At 68.5% G+C, this 20323-nt stretch carries 20 protein-coding genes and 1 pseudogene; 12 read left to right on the top strand and 9 right to left on the bottom strand.

Going from position 1 to position 20323, the window contains the following annotated elements; all coding sequences use genetic code 11:
* Nucleotides 1-341: 341 nt before the first annotated feature.
* The 6 genes from truB to rimP all read right to left on the bottom strand — a co-directional run bounded on the left by truB (nt 342) and on the right by rimP (nt 6963).
* Nucleotides 342-1229: a tRNA pseudouridine(55) synthase TruB gene (gene truB, locus ABZS29_RS29415; RefSeq protein ID WP_355466672.1), complete on the bottom strand. Its 888-nt coding sequence runs from the start codon at nt 1227-1229 to the stop codon at nt 342-344.
* The gene (rbfA, locus tag ABZS29_RS29410; protein ID WP_355466670.1) at nt 1229-1666 is read right to left on the bottom strand and encodes a 30S ribosome-binding factor RbfA; all 438 of its coding nucleotides are present in this window, start codon (nt 1664-1666) and stop codon (nt 1229-1231) included. Before rbfA ends, truB begins: the two co-directional genes overlap by 1 nt.
* Nucleotides 1667-1764: 98 nt before the next feature.
* The gene (gene infB, locus ABZS29_RS29405) at nt 1765-4962 is read right to left on the bottom strand and encodes a translation initiation factor IF-2 (protein WP_355466668.1); all 3198 of its coding nucleotides are present in this window, start codon (nt 4960-4962) and stop codon (nt 1765-1767) included.
* Between the two features lie 162 nt (nt 4963-5124).
* Nucleotides 5125-5406 (bottom strand): YlxR family protein, encoded by a 282-nt coding sequence (locus ABZS29_RS29400; RefSeq protein WP_355466666.1) that lies wholly within the window; start codon nt 5404-5406, stop codon nt 5125-5127.
* A 44-nt stretch (nt 5407-5450) separates the two neighbouring features.
* The gene (nusA, locus tag ABZS29_RS29395) at nt 5451-6443 is read right to left on the bottom strand and encodes a transcription termination factor NusA (protein WP_355466664.1); all 993 of its coding nucleotides are present in this window, start codon (nt 6441-6443) and stop codon (nt 5451-5453) included.
* Between the two features lies 1 nt (nt 6444).
* The gene (gene rimP, locus ABZS29_RS29390; protein WP_355466662.1) at nt 6445-6963 is read right to left on the bottom strand and encodes a ribosome maturation factor RimP; all 519 of its coding nucleotides are present in this window, start codon (nt 6961-6963) and stop codon (nt 6445-6447) included.
* A gap of 152 nt (nt 6964-7115) precedes the next feature.
* Here rimP and ABZS29_RS29385 point away from each other — a divergent pair, with 152 nt between their 5' ends.
* The 10 genes from ABZS29_RS29385 to ABZS29_RS29340 all read left to right on the top strand — a co-directional run bounded on the left by ABZS29_RS29385 (nt 7116) and on the right by ABZS29_RS29340 (nt 16873).
* Complete coding sequence (locus tag ABZS29_RS29385; protein WP_355466660.1) at nt 7116-7652, top strand: cell division protein FtsK; 537 nt, start codon at nt 7116-7118, stop codon at nt 7650-7652.
* Nucleotides 7649-8059, top strand: coding sequence for a ferritin-like domain-containing protein (locus ABZS29_RS29380; protein ID WP_355466658.1), 411 nt, complete (start codon nt 7649-7651; stop codon nt 8057-8059). The genes ABZS29_RS29385 and ABZS29_RS29380 overlap by 4 nt, the downstream gene beginning before the upstream one ends.
* A gap of 289 nt (nt 8060-8348) precedes the next feature.
* Complete coding sequence (locus ABZS29_RS29375) at nt 8349-8687, top strand: cupin domain-containing protein (RefSeq protein WP_355466656.1); 339 nt, start codon at nt 8349-8351, stop codon at nt 8685-8687.
* On the top strand, nt 8680-10026 hold the full coding sequence (locus ABZS29_RS29370) for a class I tRNA ligase family protein (protein ID WP_355466654.1): 1347 nt from the start codon (nt 8680-8682) through the stop codon (nt 10024-10026). Before ABZS29_RS29375 ends, ABZS29_RS29370 begins: the two co-directional genes overlap by 8 nt.
* Before the next feature lie 6 nt (nt 10027-10032).
* Nucleotides 10033-12384, top strand: a complete 2352-nt coding sequence (locus tag ABZS29_RS29365; protein WP_355466652.1) for an FAD-dependent oxidoreductase — start codon at nt 10033-10035, stop codon at nt 12382-12384.
* The gene (locus ABZS29_RS29360) at nt 12381-12734 is read left to right on the top strand and encodes a hypothetical protein (protein ID WP_355466650.1); all 354 of its coding nucleotides are present in this window, start codon (nt 12381-12383) and stop codon (nt 12732-12734) included. Before ABZS29_RS29365 ends, ABZS29_RS29360 begins: the two co-directional genes overlap by 4 nt.
* The gene (locus tag ABZS29_RS29355) at nt 12731-13969 is read left to right on the top strand and encodes an ATP-grasp domain-containing protein (protein WP_355466648.1); all 1239 of its coding nucleotides are present in this window, start codon (nt 12731-12733) and stop codon (nt 13967-13969) included. The genes ABZS29_RS29360 and ABZS29_RS29355 overlap by 4 nt, the downstream gene beginning before the upstream one ends.
* Complete coding sequence (locus ABZS29_RS29350; RefSeq protein WP_355466646.1) at nt 13966-15216, top strand: MFS transporter; 1251 nt, start codon at nt 13966-13968, stop codon at nt 15214-15216. The genes ABZS29_RS29355 and ABZS29_RS29350 overlap by 4 nt, the downstream gene beginning before the upstream one ends.
* A complete protein-coding gene (locus ABZS29_RS29345) occupies nt 15213-16451 on the top strand; it encodes an ATP-grasp domain-containing protein (RefSeq protein WP_355466644.1) in 1239 nt (412 codons plus the stop codon). Before ABZS29_RS29350 ends, ABZS29_RS29345 begins: the two co-directional genes overlap by 4 nt.
* A 56-nt stretch (nt 16452-16507) precedes the next feature.
* The gene (locus tag ABZS29_RS29340; protein ID WP_355466642.1) at nt 16508-16873 is read left to right on the top strand and encodes a YchJ family metal-binding protein; all 366 of its coding nucleotides are present in this window, start codon (nt 16508-16510) and stop codon (nt 16871-16873) included.
* Here ABZS29_RS29340 and ABZS29_RS29335 read toward each other — a convergent pair.
* On the bottom strand, nt 16870-17751 hold the full coding sequence (locus tag ABZS29_RS29335; protein ID WP_355466640.1) for an SDR family oxidoreductase: 882 nt from the start codon (nt 17749-17751) through the stop codon (nt 16870-16872). The genes ABZS29_RS29340 and ABZS29_RS29335 overlap by 4 nt on opposite strands.
* 85 nt (nt 17752-17836) lie before the next feature.
* On the opposite strand from ABZS29_RS29335, the gene ABZS29_RS29330 reads away from it, so the two are divergent.
* Nucleotides 17837-18412 (top strand): helix-turn-helix domain-containing protein, encoded by a 576-nt coding sequence (locus ABZS29_RS29330; protein WP_355466638.1) that lies wholly within the window; start codon nt 17837-17839, stop codon nt 18410-18412.
* A gap of 10 nt (nt 18413-18422) precedes the next feature.
* Here ABZS29_RS29330 and ABZS29_RS29325 read toward each other — a convergent pair whose 3' ends face one another.
* On the bottom strand, nt 18423-18953 hold the full coding sequence (locus tag ABZS29_RS29325; RefSeq protein ID WP_355466636.1) for a hypothetical protein: 531 nt from the start codon (nt 18951-18953) through the stop codon (nt 18423-18425).
* A gap of 224 nt (nt 18954-19177) precedes the next feature.
* On the opposite strand from ABZS29_RS29325, the pseudogene ABZS29_RS29320 reads away from it, so the two are divergent.
* Nucleotides 19178-19604: pseudogene (locus ABZS29_RS29320) on the top strand (AfsR/SARP family transcriptional regulator).
* A gap of 23 nt (nt 19605-19627) precedes the next feature.
* Here ABZS29_RS29320 and ABZS29_RS29315 read toward each other — a convergent pair.
* On the bottom strand, nt 19628-20152 hold the full coding sequence (locus ABZS29_RS29315) for a flavoprotein (RefSeq protein ID WP_355466634.1): 525 nt from the start codon (nt 20150-20152) through the stop codon (nt 19628-19630).
* Nucleotides 20153-20323: the final 171 nt, after the last annotated feature.

The raw sequence follows: 20323 nt of genomic DNA, 5'->3' as shown, positions 1-20323 counted from the left end.
CCTCGCAACGACCGAACGGTGCTCAAGGTCGCGCAGACGACACCTTGAGCACCCCTCAACCACGCAATGCGCGGGGGAATGGTCGAACCGCGCCCAACGTCACCATCACCGCACCTTGAGCACCCACCAACCACGAATCGCACCTCGCAACGACCGAACCGTGCTCAAGGTCGCGCGACGGATCCACCTTGGGCGCGCATCAACCACCGGAGGTGTGTGGAAGTGGCTGAGCGGTGCTCAAAGTGGTGAGAACGCGAGCGGCGTGAGGTGCGGAGGGAGCCCGGGGTGATCGGCGGGTGGGGCTCCCGTCGGTGGCTGTGGTGCCTTCGACCCCCGGCGCGCTAGCCGACGAAGACCGCCGTTGGCTTGGCCAGCGGGCCATGCGGTTCGTACAACGCGAGGAAGGTGCCGGTCGGGTCGAACATGGCCGTCTGTCCGGCCGGGAGGTTCAGGCCGGGGATGGGCCGGCCGGTACGGATGGCGGCGGCTTGTTCGGGGTCGGCGTCGTACCGGGGGAAGGTGCCGGCGGCAACGTCTGCGATCGGCAGCCAGACGAAGTCCTCGGCGAGCTCCTCGAGAGTGTGCGCGACCTTCAGGTCGAAGGCCCCGACCCTGGTACGGCGAAGTGCGGTCAGATGACCGCCGACGCCGAGATCGGCGCCGAGATCGCGAGCCAGGGCACGGATGTAGGTGCCACTGGAGCAGTCGACGGAGATGTCGAGATCGATCCAGGTCTCGCCGACGCGGATATCGACGATGTCGTAGCGCGACACCGTGACCGTGCGGGCCTTGAGCGTGACCTCTTCGCCGGCGCGGACCCGCTCGTACGCGCGCTTGCCGTCGACCTTGATCGCGGAGACGGCCGACGGGATCTGCGAGATCTCACCCGTGTACGCCGAAGCCGCGGTCCTGATCGCTTCCTCGGTGACGCCGTCCACCGGCGCGGTCGAGACCACCGTGCCCTCGGCGTCGTCGGTGGTGGTCACCGCGCCGAGGCGGATCGTGGCGTCGTACGACTTGTCGGCCAGCTGCAGATGACCGAGCAGCCTGGTCGCGCGGTTGAGACCCGCGACCAGGACGCCCGTCGCCATCGGGTCCAGCGTGCCGGCATGGCCCACCTTGCGGGTGCCTGCCAGCCGCCGGACCTTCGCGACGACCGTGTGCGAGGTCATCCCCGCGGGTTTGTCGATCACGACGATGCCGTCCGAGGACGGCGTGAAGCCGGGCACTAGTCCTGCTCGTCCTCGGCGTCGTGGGGCTTCTTGTACGGGTCGGCGTCACCGGCCGGCTTGGCGCCGGCGGCGGCCTTGGCCACCTCGGCGTCGGCCTGCCGGGCCTTCTCGAGGAGCTCCTCGATCTGACCGGCCGTCTCCGGGATCGCGTCCAGGTAGAACGCGAGGCTCGGTGCGCGGCGCAGCCCGAGGGCCTTGCCGACCTCGCTCCGGATCAGCCCGCGGGCCGACTCCAGCGCCGCGGCCGTGGAGGCACGGTCCTGCTCGTCCCCGTACACCGTGTAGAAGACGCTCGCCTCGCCCAGATCGGCGGTCAGCTTCGCGTCCGTCACGGTGATGAAGCCCAGCCGCGGATCCTTGACCCGGCGCTCCAGCAACTCGGCGACGAGCACCTGGATCCGGTCGGCCAACTGCTTGGCCCTTGCTTCGCCCATCAGGGCTCACTCCCTCATTCATGAAGAACGTCCGGAGAGACGTTGACCGTCTCTCCGGACGCTACTCCTCGACGGCCCTCAGCGGGCCGTCACCTGGATCAGCTGCGCGGCTTCTCGCGGAGCTCGAAGGACTCGACGATGTCGCCGATCTTGATGTCGTTGAAGTTGTTGACGGTCAGACCGCACTCGAAGCCCTCGCGGACCTCGGACGCGTCGTCCTTGAACCTCTTCAGCGACGACAGCTCGCCGTTCTCGACGATCACCGCACCGTCGCGGATCACCCGAACCTTGGCGTTGCGCCGGATCAGGCCGCTGGTGACCCAGCAACCCGCGATGTTGCCCACCTTGGAGGAGCGGAAGATCTCGCGGATCTCCGCCTGGCCGAGGACGGCCTCCTCGTAGATCGGCTTCAGCATGCCCTTCAGGGCCGCCTCGATGTCGTCGATCGCGGAGTAGATCACCGAGTAGTACCGGATGTCGACACCCTCGCGCTCGGCCACGTCGCCGGCCTTGCCCGCCGGCCGGACGTTGAAGCCGATGATGACGGCGTTCGAGGCCATGGCCAGGTTGACATCGTTCTCGTTGATCGCACCGACGCCGCGGTCGATGACGCGCAGGTTGACCTCGTCGTCGATCTCGATCCGGACCAGGGCGTCTTCCAGCGCCTCGACCGAACCCGACACGTCGCCCTTCAGGATGAGCAGCAGTTCCTGCGTCTCGCCCTTCTCCATCGAGGCCATGAAGTCCTCGAGGGTCCGGCGGGCACGACGCTTGGCGTTCGCCGCCGCACGAGCCCGGGCTTCCCGCTTCTCAGCGATCTGCCGGGCCATCCGGTCGTCGTCCACCACCAGGAACTTGTCGCCCGCACCCGGTACGGCGGTCAGACCGAGCACCAGCACCGGACGCGACGGGGTCGCCTCCTGCACCGGGTCGCCGTGCTCGTCGAGCATGGCCCGGACCCGGCCGTACGCCGGTCCCGCGACCATCGAGTCGCCGACCCGGAGCGTTCCGCGCTGCACCAGCACGGTCGCCACCGGACCACGGCCCTTGTCGAGGTTGGCCTCGATCGCGATGCCCTGGGCCGGCATGTTCGGGTTGGCCCGCAGGTCCAGCGCCGCGTCCGCGGTCAGGATGACACCCTCGAGCAGCCCGTCGATGTTGATCCGGGACTTCGCCGAGACGTCGACGAACATCGTGTCGCCGCCGTACTCCTCGGGCACCAGGCCGTACTCGGTCAGCTGACCGCGCACCTTGGCCGGGTCCGCGCTCGGGACGTCGATCTTGTTGACCGCGACCACGATCGGGACACCCGCCGCGCGAGCGTGGTTCAGGGCCTCGATCGTCTGCGGCATCACGCCGTCGTCGGCCGCGACCACCAGGATGACGATGTCGGTGGCCTGCGCACCACGAGCACGCATGGCGGTGAACGCCTCGTGACCCGGGGTGTCGACGAAGGTGATGGCGCGCTCTTCGCCGTCGACCGTGGTGGTCACCTGGTAGGCACCGATGTGCTGGGTGATGCCACCGGCTTCCTTGGCGACGACGTTCGCCGACCGGACCGCGTCCAGCAGCTTCGTCTTACCGTGGTCGACGTGACCCATGACGGTGACGACCGGCGGCCGCTTGACCAGCTCGGCCTCGCCGCCCTCGTCGGAGCCGAAGTCGATGTCGAACGACTGCAGCAGCTCGCGGTCCTCGTCCTCGGGGGACACGACCTGGATGTCGTAGTTCAACTCGGTGCCCAGCAGCTGCAGGACCTCTTCGTTGACCGACTGGGTCGCGGTGACCATCTCACCGAGGTGGAACAGCACCTGGACCAGCGACGCCGGGTCGACGCCGACCTTCTCGGCGAAGTCCGTCAGGGACGCGCCACGGGCCAGCTTCACGACCTCGCCGTCACCGTGCCGAACGCGCACGCCGCCGACCGCGGGGGCCTGCATGTTGTCGAACTCTTGACGCTTCGCACGCTTCGACTTGCGGCCACGACGCGCCGGACCGCCCGGACGCCCGAAGGCACCCTGCGTTCCGCCACGACCCCGGTTGCCCGGGCCGGGACGGCCACCGCCACCACCGGGAGGGCCGCTCGGGCCGCCGCCGGGACGGAAACCGCCGCCACCACCGCCACCCGGACGCTGACCGGCACCGGGTCCACCCGGACCGCCGCCACCCGGACGACCACGACCACCGGCGCCACCACCGCCGCCGCCCCCACCGGGGCCGGACGGACGACCGGTGAACGTACCGGCCGAGGACTTCGGCATCATCGCCGGGTTCGGGCGCGGAGCACCCGGTACGCCGCCCGGACGCGGCGGACGGTCGCCACCACCACGACGGTCGTCACGACCGCCGTCGCGAGCGGCCGGCGGACGCGGAGCCATCCCAGCCGGGCTGGGTGCACCCGGACCGGCCTGGCCGCCACCCTGGCCACCAGGGCCGGGACGTGCGCCACCGCGCTGCATGCCTTGCGTGGAGCTGAACGGGTTGTTGCCCGGACGCGGTGCACCCGGACGCGGGGCACCACCCTGGCCACCCGGACGCTGGTTGCCGCCCGGACGGGGCGCACCCGGACGCGGCGCAGCGCCGGCACCTGGGCCACCCGGACGCGGAGCCGAACCCGGACGGGGCGCAGCGCCCTGACCGGAGCTCTGACCACCCGGACGCGGGCCCGGACGGTCGGCACCCGGCCGCGGTGCGGACGGAGCCGCCGGAGCGGACTGCTGGGTGGCCTCGGGGGCCGGAGCCGCCTTGGCCGCCGGAGCCTCGAAGGACGGTGTGGCCGCGGGGGCCTCGACCTTCGCGGCGGGAGCCTCGACCGGCGCTGCCGGAGCAGCGGCCGGAGCCTCGACCGGTGCGGCCGGGGTCTCGGCACGCGGACCAGGCTTCGGGCCCGGGCGCGGGCCCGGCTTGATGCCTGGGGTCGCTGCCTTGGCGGCCGGAGCCACCGGTGCGGCCTCGGCCGCGGGGGCCTGCGCCACCGGAGCCGGAGCGCTCTCGGCGACCGGCGCCGGACGCTCGGCCGGAGCCGCAGGGGCAGCCGGCTCGGACTGTTGTGCCGGCTCGGCGGCGACCGGAGCGGTCGCCTGCGGCGCGGCAGACGTACTCGCGGCGGCCTTCTTGGCCGCGCGCTTCTTCGGCGGGTTCTTCTCGAACTCTTCCGCCAACCGCCGGACAACCGGCGCCTCGATGGTCGAGGATGCCGATCGAACGAACTCACCCATGTCGTTCAGCCTGGTCAGAACGACCTTGCTGGTAACTCCGAGCTCTTTCGCGAGCTCGTAGACTCGGACCTTTGCCACTACTCTCCCTCTGGTCCGAGCCTGGGGCCGCGGACCGTTAGTTGACGTACATGCTCATCGCATTGCACTCATCGGTAGACACTCATCGAGTGGTCATGAGTCGATGACCCGCCTTCATGTCGGTCACGGCGGTCCGGTCGGACCGCCCTGTGTACAACTTGATTATTGCTCTTTACCGATCTGCTCGCGCAGGCCGGTGGTCTCCAGCGGTCCCGGAACCTTGAAGGCCCGCGGGAACGCCTTGCGCCGGACGGCGAGCTCGAAACACTCGATCGTGGGGTGCAGATGCGCCCCACGGCCAGGTGCCCGACGCCCGGGATCCGGGAGGACAAGTCCTCCGGACACCGTCATCCGCAGCAGGTCGGCCGGGCTGGATCGTTTCCGGCACCCGATACAGGTGCGCTCCCGGACCTTGTCAGGGCGCGCGTCTGCAGTTTCTGTCACAGTTCCTCGGGGTGTGGTGACGACTCAGTCGACCGACCGAGAGATCAGTCTACCTTCTTGTCCTCACCAGTCACATCGGTATCCGGCCGGATGTCGATCCGCCAGCCCGTCAGCCGGGCCGCGAGCCGCGCGTTCTGGCCCTCTTTACCGATCGCGAGGGACAACTGGTAGTCCGGTACGACGACGCGCGCGGCGCGGGCCGCGGCATCGACTACCTCGACAGAAGTAACCTGCGCCGGCGACAGCGCATTCCCGACGAAGGTCGCCGGATCGTCGCTGTGGTCGATGATGTCGATCTTCTCACCGTGCAGCTCGTGCATGATGTTGCGCACGCGCTGGCCCATCGGGCCGATGCAGGCGCCCTTGCCGTTCACCGACGGGTTCAGCGTCCGGACCGCGATCTTGGTCCGGTGCCCCGCCTCGCGGGCGATCGCGGTGATCTCGACGGTGCCGTCGGCGACCTCCGGGACCTCCAGCGCGAACAGCTTCTTGACCAGGTTCGGGTGCGTCCGGCTGACCGTGATCTGCGGGCCCTTGAAGCCCTTGCGGACCCCGACCACGTAGACCCGCAGCCGCGAACCGTGCTCGTACTTCTCCCCCGGGACCTGCTCCGGCGCCGGCAGCACGGCCTCGATCTTGCCGAGGTCGACCATCACCGAGCGCGGGTCGCGGCCCTGCTGGACGACACCGGAGACGATGTCGCCCTCCTTGCCGGAGAACTCGCCGTACCGGACGTCGTCCTCGGCGTCGCGCAGCCGCTGCAGGATGATCTGCTTGGCCGTGGTCGCCGCGATCCGGCCGAAGTCGGCCGGCGTGTCGTCGTACTCGCGGATCAGGGTGCCGTCCTCGTCGAACTCCCGGGCCAGCACACTGACGTGCCCGGTCTTGCGGTCCAGCTCGGCGCGCGCGTGCTGGTGCGCGCCCTCGGTGCGGTGGTAGGCCACCAGCAGCGCCGCCTCGATCGCCTCGGCCACGATCTCCAGGGAGATGTCCTTCTCCCGTTCGAGTGACCGCAGGACGGCCATGTCGATGTCCATGTCAGTTCTCCTCCACCGTGCCGTCGGCAGGTGTTTCTTCGTCGTCGCCGGCAACCCGGTTGAACTCGATCTGGATCTTGGCCTTCTCGACGTCGGCGTAGGCCACCGCCTCGAGCTTGCCGTCGACATCCAGTTCGGCCGCCTCGTCGGAGGCGGTCTTGATGCGGCCGGTCAGCTTCTTGCCGCTGGTCAGCGTGACCGCGACCAGCCGGCTGATGTTGCGGCGCCAGTGCCGCGGCAGCGTGAGCGGCCGGTCGACGCCGGGGCTGGAGACCTCCAGCGTGTAGGCGCCCTCGCCCATGATGTCGTCTTCGTCCAGCGCCTTGGAGATGGCGCGGGTGACATCGGCGATGTCGTCGAGGTTGATCCCGCCGTCGCGGTCGACCAGCACCCGCAGCAACCGGCGCTTGCCGGCCGGGGCGAGGTCGACGGCCTCCAGGTCGCAGCCGAACTGCGCGACGATCTTCTGGAGGAAGTTCTCGAGGCTCGTGGTGTCCGTGTGGTCAGTCCTTCGGCTCACAGGTAGACCTGCCTCTCTGCAGTTGTTCGCCCGTCCCGCCACTCGGCAGACCGGCCGAGGGCAGTAGCCCACCTTATCCGGCCGCGAGCAGTGCTCAGGTCACCGGCTCGTCTCAGCGCGATCAACGACCTGTCACCGGGTAAGGTTCCGGGGTGCCGAACGAACCCCTCCGACTCTCGCGCCGCGTCGCGCTCCTCACTTCGGGGGCGCTGCTGCTGGCCGGATGCAAGGACGACCAGGCCGGTGGGCCGGGAGCCGTCGACCCCGGGTCCGGCAAGACCAAGTCGCAGGACGCACCGACTGTCGACCCGGCGGTCGTGGCGGCGTTGAGCACCGCGGCCGGGCTGGTGAGTTCACTGACCACCCAGTACGCCGCTGTCGGCGCCAAGTTCCCGGCCCTGAAGCCCAAGCTGGCGGCTGCGGCGAAGTTCCACGCAGGTCACCTCGCCAAGCTCCAGGAGACGGCCGGAGTGACCGCGCCGAAGGCCGCCAAGCCTTCCGCCGTGCCGGCCAACTCAGCCGCCGCCCTGACAGCCCTCGCCACCCAGGAGAAGGCCGCTTCGGTCGCCCACGCTGCGGCTGCCGCCAAGATCTCTGGCCCGCCGGCCCGGCTGCTCGCAATGATCGCCGCCTCCGAGGTCCAGCTCGGTTCCACGCTTGCCCCGGCCCGAAAGGCGGCCTCCTCATGACCGAGCTGGAAGCACTGCAGGCCGCGCTGGCCGGCGAGCACGCAGCCCTGTACGGCGTCGGCGTGGCCGGCGGGAAGCTCAGTGGCGCCAAATTCAAGGCCGCGACCGACACCTTCGAACGGCACCGCGACACCCGCGACAAGCTCAGCGACCTGATCGCGGCCGCCGGCGAGACCCCGGTCGCCGCGGAACCGGCGTACGACCTGCCGCAGCCGGTCACCAACGCGGTCAGCGCGGGCGCGCTGATCCTCGGCATCGAGCGCCGGCTGGCCGCTGTCTACGGCGATCTGATCGAGGCGGCCGAGAAGCCGGCCGTTCGCCTGCTCGCCGTCGACGAGCTGCTCGCCACCGCCGGCGCCCAGGTGACCTGGGGCGGCGCCCCGGTGGCATTGCCCGGCGCCGTCTAGATCCGCTCCGTGATCAGGCAGACACGGTCCGCCGCTAAATAACGGCGACAACGAAGGAATTCCGGCGGAGTTACGCTTCGACCGGAAATTCGTAGCGTATTCCCCTTTACTCGCAGCGCGACTTTACCTATATTTTCGGCCACGGAGACTGGGGGGTCACCGGGTTCCACGACGACCGCGTTGGTGGCGCAGGTCGCAACGTTTTCGGCACGTTTCAGTGCCTTGTTCCGTGTTTCCTTTTCAACTTCTTCGGTCACGCTCGCGGCGTGATCATGGAGGGTGGCGAAGCATGCGTACTTTCGACCTGAATACTGGTGAAGACCAGTTTGTCAAAGATTTGCGAGTGGTCCGCTGGGAACAGTACGGCCTGACGCGCGAGGTGCCGTTCCAGGCGATGTGGTACTCCGTTCCACCCGGTTCGGAGAGCCCGCTCGACCAGCATCCTGAGCTCGAGCTCTCGCTCGTCGTGGCCGGTACGGCGCATGTGCTGACCGGCGGCACGACGTACGAAATCCAGCAGGGCAACGCGTTTCTGCTCCTCAGCACCGAGCAGCACGTCGTACAGAACCGGTCGGACTCGGTCGAGCTGACCGTGTTCAGCGCCTATTGGATGCCCATCGATGAGTGAGATCAAGGTCTTCACGTTCCCGCAGCCGACCGTCAACGGGCCGCTGCACGTCGGCCACCTGTCCGGCCCGTACCTGGCCTCCGACATCGCGGCCCGTGCGGCCCGCGCCCGAGGCGAACAGGTCCTGGTCACCAGCGGCCTCGACGTTCATCAGAACTACGTCCTCACCAGAGCCGAGAACGAGGGCCTGAACCCGCACGCGATGACCGCCGCCTTCCGCGACGACATCCTCGAAACCTACGACCGGGCCCGGATCGGCTACGACCGGTTCACCGACCCGCTCGGCGACGGCCATCCGCCGGTGATCCGGCAGTTGATGGACCACTTGGTCAGCTCCGGCGCAGCGCCGATGCGCGAAATCACCTTGTACGCCTGCAACGACTGCGACCGGACCTTGCACGAGTCCTATCTCACTGGTCTCTGCGGCGAGTGCAAGGAGCCCGCGGCCGGCGGCGCCTGCGAGGTGTGCGGCACCTTCACCCGGGTCGAGACGATGATCGATCCGGTCTGCGGGCGCTGTGGCGGTGAGCCGCGACCGTTCCAGGCCACGGTCCCTGTCCTGCGCATGGAGGACCATCGCGCCGCGCTGGTCGAGACGTGGCTCCGGGCGCAGCTGCCCCCGGCCGTCCGCGAGCTCGTCGAGCGCGTCCTGCGGAACGGCCTGCCGGAGATCCCGCTCGCCTTCCCGACGAACTGGGGCATCGAGGGCGACGGACCGCTGACGGGCCTGCGGATCTGCCCGTACACCGAGGTAGCACTGACCGATCTCTACGGCATCGCCCGCGCCGTCGACCCGAGCGCGAGCACTGTCGACGGCTACCTGGCCGCGATCGGCCGGATCGGCGAACTCTGGCATTTCCTCGGTCTCGACAACGCATTCTGGTACGCCGTCTACTGGCCGGCCGTGTGGGCCGCGGCCGGAGTGACCCGGTCACCCCTTTCCGGACTAGTCGTGAATGAGTTCTACACCTCCGACGGCGCGAAATTCTCGACCAGCCGCAAACACGGAATGACAGCGACGGAATTACTCAGCCGCCGGGACCCGTCAATCGTTCGTTTGTTTCTGGCCTGGGACCGGCCCGACCGTTTCCCGAGCGATTTCACCGAGCATTCTTTCGACACTTTCGCCGGGTACGCCGAACCGCTGCTGGCCGGCGTCCGGCCGGTCTCCGAGCCGCTGGACCCGGCGCTGGCCGCGATCGAGCTGGCCAGGGGCGAGGCGGCACTCCGGCCGAGCGATTTCGACCCACCACTGGCCGCTCGCTGCCTGCTCACCTTGCTGGCCGGCGGCGTCCACGAGACCGGATCGCTCCGCGCCGCGCTCACCGGGCTCGGGTGAACCCCGGTGCGCATCGGCGTGATCGGCGCGGGGATCGCCGGATCACTGCTCGCTTGGCGGCTCAGCGGCCGGGCGAGCGTGGACCTGATCACCGGCCTGCCCGGGACGGACGCGACCGCGGCCTCGGGTGGTGGCGTCCGCGGCTTCGAGACGCATCCGCTGCAACGGCGGCTGGCCATCGACAGCTTGACCGAGCTGCTCGGCACGCTCCACGACCAAGCGGCGTACACGGAGACCGGGTGCACCTACCTGCTCCCCGAGTACGACGGCCTGGCGGCTGCTGTCGCCGAGGTGGAGCACGCGCATCCGGGATCGACGGCTGTCCTCGACCGCACCGAACTGAGTCGCCGCGGCTGGCAGGGCCTGCCCGAAGGCACCGTGGGAGTCTGCGAGCGCAGGGCCGGGTTCATCGACCCCGATCGGCTCCGGCACACCGTCGTACGGCGTCTGGCTGCCGGCCGGACATGTCGCGTGCTGACCGGACCCGTGCTGCGACTGCTCCCCCAGCCGGACGGATCGGTCGCCTGCAGGCTCCCCGGCCGGACCGAGCAGTACGACGCGGTAGTGGTCGCCACAGGCTCGTGGACGCCCAGCTTCCTGGCTGAACACCAACTGACTGACCACACCAAGACGAAGGCGATCCAGATCGCCCTGTATCGCGTGGCCGGCGACCTGCCGACCATGTTCGTCGACGAGACCAGTGACCTGTACGGACGGCCGACAGCTGACGGCCGGCTCCTCCTCGGGGTCGACACCCAGCGCTGGTCCGTCCCACCCGGCAGCACCGCCCCGATCCCGGACCTGGCCGCCCAGGCGGTCCGGATCGCGGCCCAGCGGCTGCCACACCTCGAGTTGTCGGCGCCCGACCACCTGGTCAGCACCGCCGACTGTTATGCCGATCCACCGGTTCTGACCCTTTGGCCGGTCCCTGGTGGAACCCATCGGCTCTACACCTTCACCGGTGGTTCCGGGGGCAGCGTGAAGACCGCGCTGGCCGCAAGCCGGACCGCCGCGAGCGAACTGCTCGACACCCTCAACTCCACTTCGCGGACGGAGAACCAGCGCATGACGATCACCGAACGAGGTATCACCCAGCAGCAGCGAACCACGCCCCGCTACCACACCGTGGGTATCGGGGCCGGACCCTCCAACCTCTCGTTGGCGGCGCTGTACAAGAACGTCACCAGTGAGCGGCTTGCGCTGTTCGACTCCCGGCCGGGCACTGGCTGGCACACCCCACTGCTCTACCCCGGGGTCCGGATGCAGACCGGCTGGATGAAGGACCTGGTGTCGCTGGTCGATCCACGCCACGAGCTGACCTTCCTGAACTACCTGGTCACCTCCGGGCGGCTCTACGCGCTGATCAACTCCCAGTTCGACTCGCTCCCCCGGATCGAGTACGAGCGCTACCTGACCTGGGCCACCGAGCGGCTGGGCGTCGTGAACTTCGGCTCCCAGGTGGACTCGATCTCGATCACCGACGACGGCTTCGAGATCAGCGTCGACGGTGCGCCGGTGGCCCTGTCCGAGCACTTGGTCCTCGGACTCGGTACGCGCGCTGTGCGGCCGGCGTACCTGGGTGGTCTGCCTGCCGAGCGCGCGTTCATCGCCGACGACCTCGGCCAGCGCCTCGCCACGCTGGACCGGACCGCGCCGACCGCAGTTGTCGGTGGCGGCCAGACCGGCCTGGAGTCGGTACTGCGGTTGCTCGGCGCCGGGTTCACCGACATCAAGTGGATCGGCCGGAACCAGTGGTTCCGCAGCATCGACGACTCGCCGATGGCCAACGAGCTCTACCGCCCGTCGCACATCCAGTACCTGCAGGGCCTGAACCGCAGCACGCGCCGGCAGATGATCGACGACTCGCGATACAGCGGTGACGCCATCACGCCGGGCGGGCTGCGGGCGCTCTACCAGGCCAACTACGACGGGTTCCTCTCGCTGGGTCAGTTCCCCGTCACGCTGCTGCCCGGCCGCGATGTCCGTACGTCGGATCTGCTGTCCGACGGCAACATCCGGCTGTGCTGCTCGACCGCGACGCTGCCGGAGGAGCTCGTCGTACGGCAGGTGATCGTCGCGGCCGGTCGCGAGCACGTGAAGGCACCGCTCGACGACGACCTGCGCGAGCGGATCGAGACCGACGACGACGGGCACGCGCTCGTCGAGTCGGACTACTCGGTGCGCTGGAAGGGCATGAACGGCCACAAGATCTTCACGTTCAACGCCAGCCGCTACAGCCACGGCCTGACGAACGCGGGACTGACGCAGCTTCCGGTCCGGGCCGCGATCGTGCTGAACTCGATGTTCGAGCGGGAGATCTACCCGATCTCCGACGACGTCTGCGCGGTGAACTGGTGACCCCCGACGTCGATGGGATGTGGTTCCAGCTGGAGGTCGACGATCCCGCGGGTGGCGCGCCGTACGGGCAGTATCACCGGGAGAACGACGTCGTCTGGGCGGAGTTCTATGCCGGCGGCACGTTACGCAGCGGCCGGCTGGTCGGGCGGTTGCGGGCGGACGGTTCGTTCGACGCGTCGTACTGCCTGCTGACCGAGACGGGTGAGCTGATCAGCGGCGCCTGTCACAGCATTCCGGAGTTCGATGCCCAAGGCAACATCGTGATCTCCGACCACTTCGAACGAGCCGACGGCACCTCCGGGGTGAGCCGGATCCGGCAGATTCCCGGCCCTCTCAGGGAGGCATCATGAGGCCCCACCTGCTGGTGGTTGCCACCGGCATGCGGTTGTTCCGCGAGTACATCCTGCGCTCGATCGCGCCGCAGTACCGGCTGCACATGTTCCTGCACTCCGAGCCGACGTGGGAGAAGGAGTACCTCGACGGCTGGACGGTGCTGGAGAGCACGCTCGACGCCGACGCGCTGGTCGCGGCGGCGACGAAGCTGCACCAGGACGACCCGATCGACGGCGTGCTCTGCTGGGACGAAGCACGGATCCTGCAGACCGCGCACGTGGCCGAGGCACTCGGTCTGCCGGGTGGCGACGTGGCCATGATCAACCGATGCCGCGACAAGCACCTGACCAGGACGGCGCTCGCCGAGCACGGCGTACCGCAGCCGAAGTCGGTGCTGCTGGACACGGTGCAGGAGGCGTTGGCCACGGCCGACGAGCTCGGCTACCCGATCATCCTCAAGCCGCGGGCACTCGCCGCGAGCCTCGGCGTGGTCAAGGTGAACGACCCCGCCGAGCTCCGCGACAATTGGGGTTTCGCCCACGACACAACCGTGCCCGAAGCGCCGCACTACGACGTGAAGGTGCTCGTCGAGGAGTTCGCCGACGGCTACGAGATCAGTATCGACGCCGCGGTCTTCCACGGTCAGGTGACGCCGTTCTGCCTTGCCCGCAAGGAGATTGGCTACCCGCCGTACGCCGAAGAGATCGGCCACTTCGTCGACGCCACGGACCCACTGCTCGCCGACGACCAGCTGCAACAGGTGCTGGTCGACGCGCACAAGGCGATCGCGTTCACCGACGGCGTCACGCACACCGAGATCATGATGACGGCCGACGGCCCGAAGGTCATCGAGATCAACGCCCGGATCGGCGGCGACCTGATCCCGTACCTCGGACTCCGGGCGACCGGGGTCGATCCCGGGCTGGCCGCGGCCGCGGTCGCTTGCGGACGGCAACCGTCACTGGTACCGGATCGGTCGTTGGTCGGCGGCGTGCGGTTCTTCTACGTCGACGAGAACGACACCGTGCTCGACTCCGTCGCCTTCGACGAGATCGACGCGCCGGAGATCGACCAACTCGTCGTACTGATGGAGCCCGGGCAGACGACCAGTCCCCCGCCCGACGGCACGTTGTGGGGCCGGATCGCCTACGCGACCGCGGTCGCCGGCTCAGTCGCGGAGAGCCGGACCGGTCTGGACGCGGCCGAGCGCGCGCTGCGCTGGAGCGGGCACCCGAAGGAGCCATCCCAATGAGCACGACTGCTGAAAGCACCGGGATCTGGCAGACCATCCGGGAGGCGCCGGCGCCGGTGAAGGCGTTGCTGGTCGGCGTCTTCGTGAACAAACTCGGCTGGTTCCTGCAGGTCTTCCTGGTGCTGTTCCTGACCACCTCGAAGGGGTTCACGCCGGTCCAGGCCGGGACGGCGCTCGGCGTGTACGGCGCCGGTTCGGTGATCGGCCTGATCATCGGCGGTTCACTCACCGACCGGGTCGGGCCGCGGGCCTCGGTGATGATCAGCATGTTCGGGATGGCCGGCTTCGTGCTGGCGATCGCGTACGTGCCGAGCTACGCGGCGGTCGTCGTCGTGATCGCGCTGGCCGGCGCGGTCGGGCAGTTCTACCGCCCGGCCTCGGCCGCGCTGCTGACCGAGCTCACGCCGCAGAACCGGCAGGTGATGACGTTCGCGATCTACCGGCTGGCGATGAACCTCGGTACGACGGCGGCGCCGCTGATCGGTGCCGCGCTGGTCGCGGTGTCGTGGAACCTGCTGTTCATCGGTGAGGCGCTGGCTGCGCTCGCCTATGCGGCGGTGGCGATCATCGCGCTGCCGGGGCGTTCCAAGGCTGCACCGGCTGCGGATTCGGCTTCGGCTTCGGAACCGAAGGGCAGCTATCTCGCCGTACTGCGGGATCACAAGTACATGCTGTTCCTGGTCTGCATGTTCATCAACGCCGCGATCTACATGCAGTACCTCGCCGTACTGCCGCTGCACATGAAGGCCGAAGGGTTCTCGACCTGGTGGTACAGCGCGATGGTCGCGCTGAACGGCTTCATCGTGATCACCTGCGAGTTGCTGGTGACGAAGGTCGTGCAGAACAAGCCGGCCCGGACGGTCGCGATGACCGGCTTCGTCCTGCTCGGCGGCGGGCTCGCGTTCTACGCCCTGCCCGGCGGCCTGGCGATCTTCGTGATCGGCACGCTGCTCTGGACGCTCGCCGAGATCATCGGCGGGCCGACCATGTTCGCCTATCCCGGCATGGCCGCACCGAAGCCGTTGCTCGGCCGGTACGTCGGTGGTGCGCACGCGATGTTCGGTCTCGGGTCGGCGCTCGGTCCGTTCTTCGGGGTCTGGGTGTGGAACAGCGTCGGGGCGCAGGTGTGGCTGTGGTGCGGCGTTCTCGGTGCGGTCGGGCTCGTGCTCGCGTACGTCGGGATGGCACCCGCTCGTGCTGAGGAAGCAGTCGACCTGACCCCAGTCGCAGAAGGAGGACAAGCATGAGCGATTACACGATCATCGTGGACCCGTTGTCGACCGGGCAGGAGTATCCGGCCGCGTTCCGGGAGGCCGGTCGGCGGCCGGTCGCCGTACTGAGTGGGTTGGAGCCGCCGCCGGCGTACACGACCAGCTGGAATCCTCAGGACTTCGACCACGTGCACTACTTCACTGGCGACGTACTGGCACTGGCCGAGGAGCTGCGGCAGTACGAGCCTGAGTATTTGGTGCCTGGTGCCGAGAGCGGCGTCGAGCTGTGTGACCAGCTCATCGAAATCCTGTTGCCGGGGACGGGCAACGTGCCGGCGCTGGCGTCGGCGCGACGGGACAAGTGGGACATGGCGCAGGCGTTGACAGCGGCCGGCGTACCGCGGTTGCGGCAGGTCTTGACCGCGGATCCGGCCGAGGCCGAGGAGTGGTTGCGGGCCAACGACCTGCTCGGTCGGCGACTCGTCATCAAGCCGCCGAAGAGTGCCGCGGGCGACGAGGTGTACGTCGTCTTCGAGGGCGGCGACTGGCGCGAGCGCTTCCACCGCGTGCTCGGCCGGGCCAACAAGATGGGGCTGATCAACGACGCCGTACTGATCCAGGAGTACGCCGAAGGAACGGAGTACCTGGTCGACACCTACAGCGTGGACGGCGTGCACGCGCTGGTCGACGTCTGCCGCTACACGAAGGTCGGCCGCGGCGACAAGATCGGCATCTACCGCCGGATCGACTTCCTCGCCGAAGACGACCCGGAGGTCCAGGCGCTCTGGCCCTACACCCGCGATGTCCTCGACGCGGTCGGCATCCGAATCGGCTGCGGTCACGTCGAGGTGATGATGACGGCCGACGGCCCACGCCTGATCGAGGTCGCCGCCCGCCCGGCCGGCGGCGGTCACCAGATGGTCAGCGAACTGGCCACCGGCGACAACCACATCAAGCGGACCGTCGCGCATCGCGTGCGCGGCGAGGTGCGAGACGGGTTCGACCTCGTCCAGCACCTGCGCGGCGTCTTCATCATCGCGCCGTCCGAAGGCTACTTCCGCAACCGCGAGGTCTTCGACGGCATCGAGTCGCTGAAGTCTTTCCACTGGATGAAGATCCTGCACGAACCGGACGCCGTCGTACCGGCGACGGTCGACCTGTTCACCTGCCTGGCCTGGGTGATCCTGATCCACAGTGACCCGCAGACCCTCGACGAGGACTACGCCCGAGTACTGGAGATGGAGGCCGGCATCGTCATCGAGACCCCCTAGCGCGTCCGGGTCCGGGCGGACCACCAACCGCCCGGGCCCAATGCGACAATCTTTGGATGCTCTCTGCGCGCTGCCCGTGCGGCCTCCCCGCCACCTACGCCGACTGCTGCGGCGCTTTGCACGACGGCCGCCGCACGGCCGCAACCGCCGAGCAACTCATGCGCTCGCGCTACTCAGCCTTCGTCGTCGGCGACACGGCGTACCTGCTCCGCACCTGGCACTCCACCACCCGCCCGCCGCTGCTGGAGCTCTCCCCCACCATCCGCTGGACCGGCCTGGAGATCCTCGCGACGACTGACGGCACCGCCTTCCACAATTCAGGCACGGTGTCCTTCCGCGCCAGCTACCGCGGCGGCTCCCAGCAAGAGAACAGCCACTTCACCCGCGAAGACGGCGAGTGGAAGTACGTCGCCCCTGCTTAAGGCTGGATGTTTTCGAGGTCTGCGAGGAGACCGGGGTGCTTCGGCTCCCAGCCGAGAGTTTCGCGGGTGTGCGTGCTGGATGACGGCTGGTCGGCGGCGAAAATCTGGCCGAGCGGACCGAACTCCTCGATGGAAACCGGCTTCACCGGAAGGTTGAGGCGGCGGGCGATGACTGCGGCGATGTCGCCGACCCGATCGCCTTCGTCGGCCACGGCGTGCCAGTAGGTGCCGGCTTCGGCATTCTCCAACGCGAGCCGGAACAGCACGGCCGCATCGAGCGCATGCACGGCGGGCCAGCGCTGCGTGCCGTCGCCGGGATAGGTCACGACGCCGGCTCTGCGCGCCAACTGCGTGAGCAGGCCGGCGAATCCCCCGTCGCCTTGGTTGTGCACCGTGCGCGGCAGCCTCACAGCCGAACTCCGGACGCCTTGCTTCGCCAACTCGACCACCGCCGCGACCGCCGTACTGCGGCCGCCGACCAGACTCTCCGTCGACAGCGGATCAGCTTCGGTGGACGGTCGGCCGGGCGCCGTCGGCGTACCGGAGACAGTGACGAACGGACGACCGCTGCCGACCAACTCCGCGCCCATCGCCTCAAGCGCGGCAGTCTCCTCGGCCACCGACGCCAGCACGGCCTCGGCACTACTGAAGTCGTTGCTAAAGGCAAGATGAACGACTCCATCGGCCTGCCCGACGGCCGCACGCAGCACGTCCAGGTCGGCAAGCGACCCTCGGACGGTCGTGGCGCCTGCCTGTACGGCGGCCTGCTCGGAAGCGTCGGAGCGAACAAGCGCAAGGACGGTGTGACCGTTGCCGAGTAGTTCGGCAGTGACAGCCGACCCAACCAGCCCGGTAGCACCGGTGACGAACACGTGCATGGAATTCTCCTGCCAAGTGACGGGACCTTTGTCCCATCACTGTAGCGCGCGACGGGACAAAAGTCCCATCACCTATGATGGTGCCATGAGTCGCTGGGAACCGGGAGCGCGCGAACGCCTCGTCGTTGCCGCCGTCGACCTGTTCACCGAACAGGGCTACGACGCCACCACGGTCGCGCAGATCGCCGACCGCGCCGGCGTCACCAAAAGCACCTTCTTCCGCCACTTCCCCGACAAGCGCGAACTCCTCGCCGCCGGCCAGGAAGCGATGAGCCAGCTCCTCACCGAAGGCATCACCGAAGCCCCCGCTGACGCAACACCGTTGGAAGCGGTCGCCGCCGGCCTCGAACGCGTCGCCACCATGCTGGGCCCCCTCAACCGCGAACTCGCCCCACGCCTCAAAGCAGCCATCGCCGCCAGCACCGAACTCCAAGAACGCGACGCCCTCAAGACCGTCGGCCTCACCGCCGCCATGGTCGCCGCTCTGGCCGCCCGAGGCATCGCCGACCCCGTTGCCGCCTTGGCCGCCGAGCTAGGCGTCCTGGCCTTCAAGCGCGGCTACGCCACCTGGCTGGAATCCGACCGCCCCGACGCCCCCTTCGCCCCGTATGCGTTGGCGGCCCTGGACGAACTACAAGCCGCCCGCTCCGCCCTCGGCTGACAAAGCCGGTTCACCTGGCTTGGGCGACGGCCTGCAACTGCGGTAGCAGAAGGTCCGCTTGCTTCGCGCGAGCGGAGATGCCGAGCAGCTCGCGAGCCAGCAGGACCAGTGAGATCGGGAACATCACGACCGCCACCAGAATCACGAAGACCGCGGCGAGGCTGTCCAGGGGCGAGTCGTTGCTGCGAGAATCGCCGCTGCCCGGCGCGGAGAAGTTCAAGCTGTCGCTCTTCCCCGTCTCGAGGAGACACCGCAACTTCGGCTTGTACGGCCGCACCGTCACCTTGCTCCCGTCGGCGAACCGAAGCCTGACGCGGCTGCGGATGAACATCCCACGGGACACCGTCGTCACCGCGGGCAATTGACGCCACGGACGGTCCGGTCGCTCGAGGACCGAGACTCCACCCTCGTGGACGTACAGCCCCGTGATGGTCTTCTTCATCAAGACCATCGTCACGCCCACCGGCAGCGGAGCCGCGCACGCAGCGCGGATCTCTTCGGCCGTATACCGCGGCAAGGGACCGTCTTGGATTTCCCCCATGGTGTCTCCTCCGAGGCCACGACCAACGCGTCCCGCAAGGCTAGCCCCTTTCCGCCGAGCGTCGGCAACGACACGTAGTGTCGGATCCGCCCGGGCGGACTCACGCTCAGCCGGAAGCCCAGGAGGCACCGGGAGCGGACTACTCCATGTCCTAACCATCGGCACTCAGGTGAGGGCTTTGTCCCCGTGGGCGGCGATGACGCCGGAGCGGAGCCGGTAGAAGGTTGGGAAGCGTCCGCGAAGCCGACACCTCCACCGAACTCTGCCAACGCGCCAAACTGTTGCGCTCAGCAACGAACCTGTGGCGCGACGAGCCGTTCGCCGACATCGACTCCCCCGTCCTCCACAACGAAGACGTCACCCCGCTGGTCGAACGGCACCTGCTCGTCGAGGAACGCCGCATCGACGCCGACCTGGAACTAGGCCGCCACGCCGAACTGGTCCCCGACCTCCTCATCCTCGTCGCCCGCCACCCCTCGCGAAAAGCTCTGGACCCAACTGGCCACAGCCCTCTTCCGCTCCGGCCGCCGCGCCAACGCCCTAGCTACCTACCGCGAAGTAGACCGCATCCTCGCCACCGAAGTAGGCATCAACCCCGGCCCCGAACTCCGCGACCTCCACCAAGCCATGCTCACCAACGGCGCTCTGTGAACCATCCGCCGATGTCGTTGTCTCTAGGCAGCAGCCCGCAACGCCATGCTCCACGGGAAGGACGCCACTGCAGAGCCACCAGTCCGAGGTGGATGCGGCTCGAACTCCCCCGGCCCGAACAAGACGCGAACCCCGGCGGCGCGCAGGCTCTCGACACTCCGAACAAACACCGCATTCGCCGCCAGAGCCTGGTTAACAAAGGGAACAGCCACGATGCGTACGCCGGCCCCCGTCAACTCGGCCAGCTGACTCAGCGCGTAGTTGTCGGCGATACCTGCCGCCCACTTGTTGATCGTGTTGTAGGTCGCCGGCGCCACGATCACTGCATCAGCAGGCGGCACCGCCTCGTCGCCCTCAACACGATAGGTAGTTCGCACCTGATGCCCGGAAACCTTCCGAAGCTCATCGAGATCGACAAAGTACTCAGCCGCGGCCGCGGTCACGATGCAGTAGGTATCCCAACCCTCCTGCCGAGCCAGGTCGATCATCTCCGCGACCCGCTCCGCAGGACCAGCGCCACACACCACTAGATATAGAACACGACTCATGCCTCGGCTCCTCGGCTCCTGCCCACAGCACCATGGTTCGAACAGACTTTCCCAGCGACCCGCGCTCGAGCCTCCTCGGGACTGCCCCCGGTTCGGTTGACTCCTGATCTGTGAGGACTTGGGTCCTTGCTGGAAGGATGTCTGTCATGCCGAAAGCTTTTCCTGAGGAGT

The sequence above is a fragment of the Kribbella sp. NPDC005582 genome, assembly GCF_040605415.1.
GTDB lineage: Bacteria > Actinomycetota > Actinomycetes > Propionibacteriales > Kribbellaceae > Kribbella.
The sequence above is the reverse complement of the archived record's forward strand: the minus strand, read 5'-3'. Positions and strand labels throughout refer to the sequence as shown.